This is a genomic window from Frankia sp. CoWAU3 (assembly GCF_977971855.1).
This window is the reverse complement of record NZ_CDWWXB010000137.1, coordinates 3,214-9,874: the sequence shown is the minus strand read 5'-3', so window position 1 is coordinate 9,874 and position 6,661 is coordinate 3,214. Positions and strand designations below refer to the sequence as shown.

The 6,661-nt window shown below is 70.7% G+C and carries 4 protein-coding genes; 3 read left to right on the top strand and 1 reads right to left on the bottom strand.

Annotated features, from left to right (window positions below; genetic code table 11):
• Window positions 1-261 precede the first annotated feature (261 nt).
• Window positions 262-906: a hypothetical protein gene (locus AC08ON_RS12590; protein WP_476617030.1), complete on the top strand. Its 645-nt coding sequence runs from the start codon at window positions 262-264 to the stop codon at window positions 904-906.
• A 63-nt stretch (window positions 907-969) separates the two neighbouring features.
• Here AC08ON_RS12590 and AC08ON_RS12585 read toward each other — a convergent pair whose 3' ends face one another.
• On the bottom strand, window positions 970-2,760 hold the full coding sequence (locus AC08ON_RS12585; protein ID WP_476607759.1) for an NAD+ synthase: 1,791 nt from the start codon (window positions 2,758-2,760) through the stop codon (window positions 970-972).
• Window positions 2,761-2,947: 187 nt separating this feature from the next.
• Between AC08ON_RS12585 and AC08ON_RS12580 the strand changes: the two genes are divergently transcribed.
• Together AC08ON_RS12580 and AC08ON_RS12575 are read left to right on the top strand one after the other, a co-directional pair.
• Window positions 2,948-4,306: a glutamine synthetase family protein gene (locus tag AC08ON_RS12580; protein WP_476607758.1), complete on the top strand. Its 1,359-nt coding sequence runs from the start codon at window positions 2,948-2,950 to the stop codon at window positions 4,304-4,306.
• Window positions 4,303-6,661, top strand: a 2,359-nt coding sequence (locus AC08ON_RS12575; protein WP_476617029.1) for a bifunctional [glutamine synthetase] adenylyltransferase/[glutamine synthetase]-adenylyl-L-tyrosine phosphorylase, incomplete at its 3' end; no start/stop codon positions are given. The genes AC08ON_RS12580 and AC08ON_RS12575, both read left to right, overlap by 4 nt.

The window sequence follows — 6,661 nt, the reverse complement described above, 5'->3', positions numbered from 1 at the left end:
ATATCTGGGCGTGCGGAGCTGGTTTGCGCGGCCCGTGCCGGGTACGCATGGGGAAAGAGACGCTTCGCTCGCGCTGTGTCGCCCAGGGCGCCCCGAGTCACCCCACAGCACGTCTACAAAACGTCACCGATCACAACGTAGCGTGATCTCTGCGCGGCCCTGGGTGACGAGCTGGTGAATCTTCGGATGAAGATCATGCTCAGGGAGGACATCTAGAGAACCGTTCAGCTACCGAACAAGTCACATTTCTTCGGTCGCGACGTGACGTTGTCCTGGGCAAACCAGACCGATTATCTCAAGGTGGTCGTCAAGCAGGCGCTCCGGGTGCCGGCCGTCGCTGATCTCGTTCGTGAGAGGGTGCCGGAACCCGGGTTGCAGCGCTTTTTGCCGGAGCTGGTCGAGAGGTGGCCGCAGCCGCAGGTGCTCAATGCGTGGCGCGTGCTGGTTGGTGAGCGGATCTCCGGTGGCAAGACCGCTTTCACGTACAACTGGGTATGGCGCCGACTTTCGGACAGCAATGGAAACCACTCGCCACGCTCGCTTGTCCGGCTTTTCCACCTCGCCGCTGACCGAGAGCGGCGACTGTCGCTGGCACCGCCCTACTACGAGCGCAGCCTGATACGTCCCCGGGCGCTCGTGGAGTCGCTGGATGACATCAGTGAACAGGAAATCGACTCCCTGCAGGACGAGTTTGCCGAGCTCGTTCCCTTGTTCGATGCGCTCCGGGGAATCGGACGTACGCCGTTTCCGGCGCGAGAGCTGGAGGTCGACTCGGACGTCGAGAACCTCGGGCTGGAGGCCGGCCTCCTCGGCATCGATCTTGGTACACGCGATGACACCGAGCGCTACCGCGTCCCGGAGCTGTACCGAAAGGCACTGGGTATGGGGCGTAAGGGCCAGGCATGAAACGGGTGCCGGCTGTAGCGGCTCGACTCGAGCCGCGCGGCTGGCCCCGGCCCGCGCGGCTGGTCAGGCCGGCGGGTTCTCGCGCCAGCGGGAGGTGATCGGCAGTCGGCGGTCGCGGCCGAACGCCTTGGAGGTCATCTTCGGCCCGGGCGGGTTCTGGCGGCGCTTGTACTCGGCGAGGTCGACGAGCCGGATCACCTTGTCCACCACGGCCGGATCGTGCCCGGCCGCGATCAGCTCGGCCCGGCCCCGGTCGTGGCTGACGTAGTCGTCCAGGACGGGATCGAGGATGCCGTAGTCGGGCAGCCGGTCGGAGTCGAGCTGGCCCGGGGCAAGCTCGGCGGACGGCGCCTTGACGATGATCTCATCGGGAATGGGTGGCGCCTCGCCACGCTTCTCCGCGGCGGCGTTGCGCCAGCGCGCCAGCCCCCAGACGCGGGTCTTCGAGACGTCCTTGATGGGAGCGTAGCCGCCGGCGCTGTCCCCGTAGAGGGTGGAGAACCCCGTTGCCAGCTCGCTTTTGTTGCCGGTGGTGAGGATCAGGTGCCCATGCTGGTTCGACAACGCCATGAGCAGCGTTCCGCGCACCCGGGCCTGCAGGTTCTCGTCCGCGAGGCCGTGCAACCCGCCGAGGGCGGCTGCGGCGGCGCGGAACGCGGCGGCGATCGGCTCGATGGGCACCACGGCGTGCCGCGTGCCCTGGCGGTGGGCGAGTTCGGCGGCGTCGGTCACCGAATGCCCCGACGAGTAGCCCGAGGGCAGGGCGACGGTGTGGACGGCGTCGGCGCCGATCGCGTCGACCGCGATGGTCGCGACGAGCGCGGAGTCGATACCGCCGGACAGCCCGAGCGCCACCGAGGAGAAGCCGTTCTTACGGATGTAGTCGCGGGTGGCGGTGACCAGTGCGGTGTACAGCTCCCCGGCGGGCTCGGGGCGGTCGGCCACGACCGGAGGCAGGGGGGTGAACGGTGCCAGCGGCTCGGCGGCCAGTACCGTGCGCGTCACCGTCATCGTCGTGCCGTCCTCGGCGTCGACGGCCCCGGACACCGCCCGCGCCGGGCCGGAACCGGCCGCGGGCAGGTCCAGGTCGGTGATCAGCAGCGCCTCGCTGAAGACCGGCGCCCGCGCGACGAGTTCCCCCGCGGCGTCGACGACGAGGGAGTCCCCGTCGAAGACCAGCTCGTCCTGCCCGCCGACAAGGTTGACGTAGGCCAGGGCGGCCGCGGCCTCCCGGGCGCGCTCGGCACACAGGGCGTCGCGCTGGAAGGACTTCCCCTGCTCGTAGGGGGAGCCGTTGATGCACAGGACGAGGCCGACCCCGGACCGGCGGGCCACGGTGATCGGCCCGCCCTGCTGCCACAGGTCCTCGCAGATCGTCAGGCCCACGTCGATCCCGTGCAGCCGCAGCACCGGAAAGGCCATGCCGGGCACGAAGTAGCGGAACTCGTCGAAGACGCCGTAGTTCGGCAGGTGATGCTTGGCGTAACGCGCGACAACCTCGCCGCCCCAGAGCACCGCGGCGGCGTTCTGCGGTTCACCGGCCGGGCGTCCCACATTCGGCGCGGGTTGCGCGGACGCGTCTAGGTAGCCGACGACGACGGCGATCTTGCCACACCCCTCCTCGGCCAGCCGGCGGGCCAGAGCTACCAGCGCCCGCTGGCTCGCGGCGACGAAGGAGCGGCGCAGGACGAGGTCCTCCGGCGGATAGCCGGTCAACGTGAGTTCACCGAAGGCAATCAGATGAGCGCCGTTGGCGACGGCCCGTTTCGTCCAGGTGCTGACCAGGTCGGCGTTACCGGTGAGGTCCCCGACGGTCGTGTCCACCTGGGCGAGGGCGATCCGCAGCTGGGCCATGGTTGCAGCGTAGGCGGTCGCGGCGTGGGCCGTTAGGTCCCGTGTCGGGAGGGTAGGTAACACGCCGTTGGCGGACGGGTTGCTACCAGGCAACATCACGGCGATGAACGGATGTAGTCGCTAGGGTCGGGATAAGCACATCGGGTGGCCCGTATCGTCGAGTCCACATCCTCAGCGCGGAGGCACTATGGACAAACAGCAGGAGTTCGTTCTCCGGACTCTGGAGGAGCGGGACATCCGCTTCGTTCGACTCTGGTTCACCGACGTACTCGGGTACCTGAAGTCGGTGGAGATCGCCCCCGCGGAGCTGGAGGGGGCGCTGGCGGAGGGTATCGGTTTCGACGGATCCGCCATTGAGGGCTTTGCGCGGGTGCACGAGGCCGACATGCTGGCCCGGCCCGACCCCTCCACCTTCCAGGTGCTTCCCTGGCGCGGTGAACATCCGCTTACGGCCCGGATGTTCTGCGACCTCGTGATGCCGGACGGCACGCCCGCCGCCGCCGACTCGCGCTGGGTGCTGCGGAGCGCGCTGGCCAGGGCTGCCGACGCGGGGTTCACGTTTTACACCCATCCGGAGATCGAGTTCTTCCTGCTCAGGGAGCCGCCGAAGCGCGGTGGCCCGGTGCCCCCGCCGGTGGACGAATCAGGCTACTTCGACCTGACCCCCAATGACATCAGCCATGATTTCCGGCAACAGGCCATCAGCATGCTCGAACGGCTGGGTATCTCGGTGGAGTTCAGCCATCACGAGGTGGCCCCCGGCCAGCAGGAGATCGATCTCCGCTACGCCGACGCCCTCACCATCGCCGACAACATCATGACCTTCCGCCAGGTGGTCAGGGAGGTGGCGTTGCGGCAGGGTATTTACGCCACCTTCATGCCCAAGCCGTTCGGTAACCAGGCCGGGTCGGGGATGCACACCCATCTGAGCCTTTTCGAGGGCGACCGTAACGCCTTTCACGACCCGACCGACGACTATCAGCTGTCCAAGGTGGCGAAGGCCTTCATCGCCGGGCTCCTCGCGCACGCCGCCGAAATCACCGCGGTGACCAACCAGTGGGTGAACTCCTACAAGCGGCTCATCGGTGACCAGCAGGCCGGCGAGGTGCTGGAGGCGCCGGCCTATGTGTGCTGGGGCCACAACAACCGTTCGGCGCTCGTGCGGGTTCCGCTCTACAAGCTCCACAAATCCAACGCCACCCGGGTGGAGTTCCGGCTGCCGGACAGCGCGTGCAACCCGTATCTCACCTTCGCCCTGGTGCTGGCAGCCGGCCTGCGGGGTGTCCAGGGCGGTTATGAGCTGCCACCGGCTTCGGCGGACGACGTCTGGACGCTCACCGACACGCAGCGCCGTGAGCGCGGGATCACCGCCCTGCCCGGCTCGCTCGCCGAGGCGGTCAAGGTGATGGAGCATTCCGCGCTTGTGCGGGAGACCCTCGGCGACGAGTTGTTCGACTTCTTCCTGCGGAACAAGCGGGCCGAGTGGCTGGAATACCGTCGGCAGGTGACCCCGTTCGAGATCGACCGGTACCTGCCGGTGCTATGACCGGGCGGACCGGCACCCGGCTCCCCACGGTTGGGCCGGGACCGGTCGGGCCGGGACCGGTCCCGGCCCATCCGCGGGGGAGTTCGGTCGCCGCGCAGCTCGCGCGGCTCGGCTTCACCGACGTCGACCGGGTCGAGACGACGATGCGCCGCCTCGGCCTGCTCACTCCGGCCGTCCAGTCGCCCACCGCCGGCAGGGATGTCCTGCCCGGTCCCGCCACCGTGGGAATCGTGCGCGAGGAACGGCTCGAGGCCAACGTCGTGGCCGGCTCGCTGGCGGCCGCGGCCGATCCGGACCGGGCTCTCGCCGCGCTGGACCGGCTCGTGGACGCCCTCGGCCCGGCCGGGGGCGCGGCCCTCGTCGGCGCGCTGGCCCGCCACGAGGGGCTGCGGGAACGGCTCGCCGCCGTGCTCGGCGCGAGCATCGCGCTTGGCGATCATCTTGCCCGCCATCCGGCGGACTGGCGCATCCTGGAAGCCGACGAGGTGGTCACCGCCCCGCCGGATGCGGCGAGCGTGCGGGCAGGTCTGCTGCGCGCGGTCGGCGCGGATCAGGACGATCCGGCGCCCCGGGCTGCGGGCGACGGTCCCCAGATCCTCGACGCCCTGCGGATCGCGCACCGCAGGGCGCTGCTGGTCCTCGCGGCGCGGGACCTGACCGGCGCGGTGCCGCTCGACGAGGCCACGGCCGAACTCGCCGATCTGGCGGGATTCGCGCTGGACGCGGCGCTGGCGGTCGCCCGTGCCGGGCTCGACCCGCGGCTGCCCCCGGTCCGGCTCGCCGTGATCGGCATGGGCAAGTGCGGCGGACGGGAACTGAACTACGTCAGCGACGTCGATGTCGTGTTCGTCGCCGAGCCGACGGCACCCCGCGATGCGGCAAACGGTACGGCGAACGGGGGGAAGAGCGGGGCGGCACCGGCCGGGTCGGCGGTACTGACGGCGGCGACGCGGCTGGCGGAGGGGCTGGTCCGGGCCGCCGGCACCGTCACCGCTGCCGGTGCGCTGTTCCAGGTCGATGTGGGGCTTCGCCCGGAGGGCCGGGACGGTGCCCTGGTCCGCACGCTCGCCAGCCACCACGCCTACTACCGTCGCTGGGCCCGGACCTGGGAGTTCCAGGCGTTACTCAAGGCCCGCCCGATCGCGGGAGACCTGGCGTTGGGCGCCGAGTTCTGCGCGATGGTCGCGCCCATGGTGTGGACGGCGGCCTCCCGTCCCGGCTTCGTGGCCGACGTGCGGGCGATGCGGCGCAGGGTGGAGTCGACGCTGTCCCGCGCGGAGGCGGAGCGCAATCTCAAGCTGGGCCCGGGCGGCCTGCGCGACGTCGAGTTCGCCGTCCAGCTGCTGCAACTCGTCCACGGCCGGGTGGATGCCAAGCTGCGGGTCGCCTCCACCCTGGGCGCCATCGACGGTCTGGCCCGCGGCGGCTACGTCGGTCGGCGCGACGCGGCCGGGCTCGCCGACGCCTATCGTTTTCTCCGTAACGCCGAGCACCGCCTTCAGCTGCAACGGCTGCGCCGGGTGCACACGCTGCCCCGGGACTCCACCGAGCTGCGCTGGCTGGCCCGGTCGATGGGGTTGCGCACGGCGGAGGCGTTCGAGGAGGCCCACGCTCGGGTGGTCCGATCCGTCCGATCGCTGCACGAGAAGCTCTTCTACCAGCCGTTGCTGGAGGCGGTCGCCCGCCTGTCGACGGAGGAGATCCGCCTCACCCCCCAGGAGGCGGCCGACCGGCTGGCCGCGCTCGGCTTCGCCGCGCCGGACCGGTCGTTGCGCCATATCGAGGCGCTGACCAGCGGGGTGAGCCGGACGGCCGCGATCCAACGCCACCTGTTGCCGACGATGCTGCCCACCTTCGCCGACGCCCCCGATCCCGACGCCGGGCTGCTGGCCTATCGGCGGGTCAGCGAGGCACTCGGGCGCACCCCGTGGTATATGCGGCTGCTGCGGGACTCCGCCGGCGCCGCGGACCGGCTCGCCCGGGTGCTCGCGACCAGCCGGTACGTGGCGGACCTGATGGCCCGCGTGCCGGAGTCGGTGCGGCTGCTGCGCACCGAGGACGATCTCGTCCCGGTGCCGCGGGAGGCACTGGTTCGGACCATGGTGGCGATCGCCCACCGCAACCCCGACTGGGAGGAGGCCGTCGGGCGGGCCCGGGCGGTGCGCCGCGTCGAACTGGTCCGGGTCGCCTGCGCGGACCTGCTCGGCCTGCAGGACGTCGCAGCCGTGGGCCGGGCGCTGGCGGACGCCGCGGCCGCCACCATTGCCGCGTCCCTGCTCGTCGCCGAGCGCAGGGTCGCCGGAGGTGACCCGGAGTCGTTGCCGGCGCGGATCTCGATGATCGCGATGGGCCGGC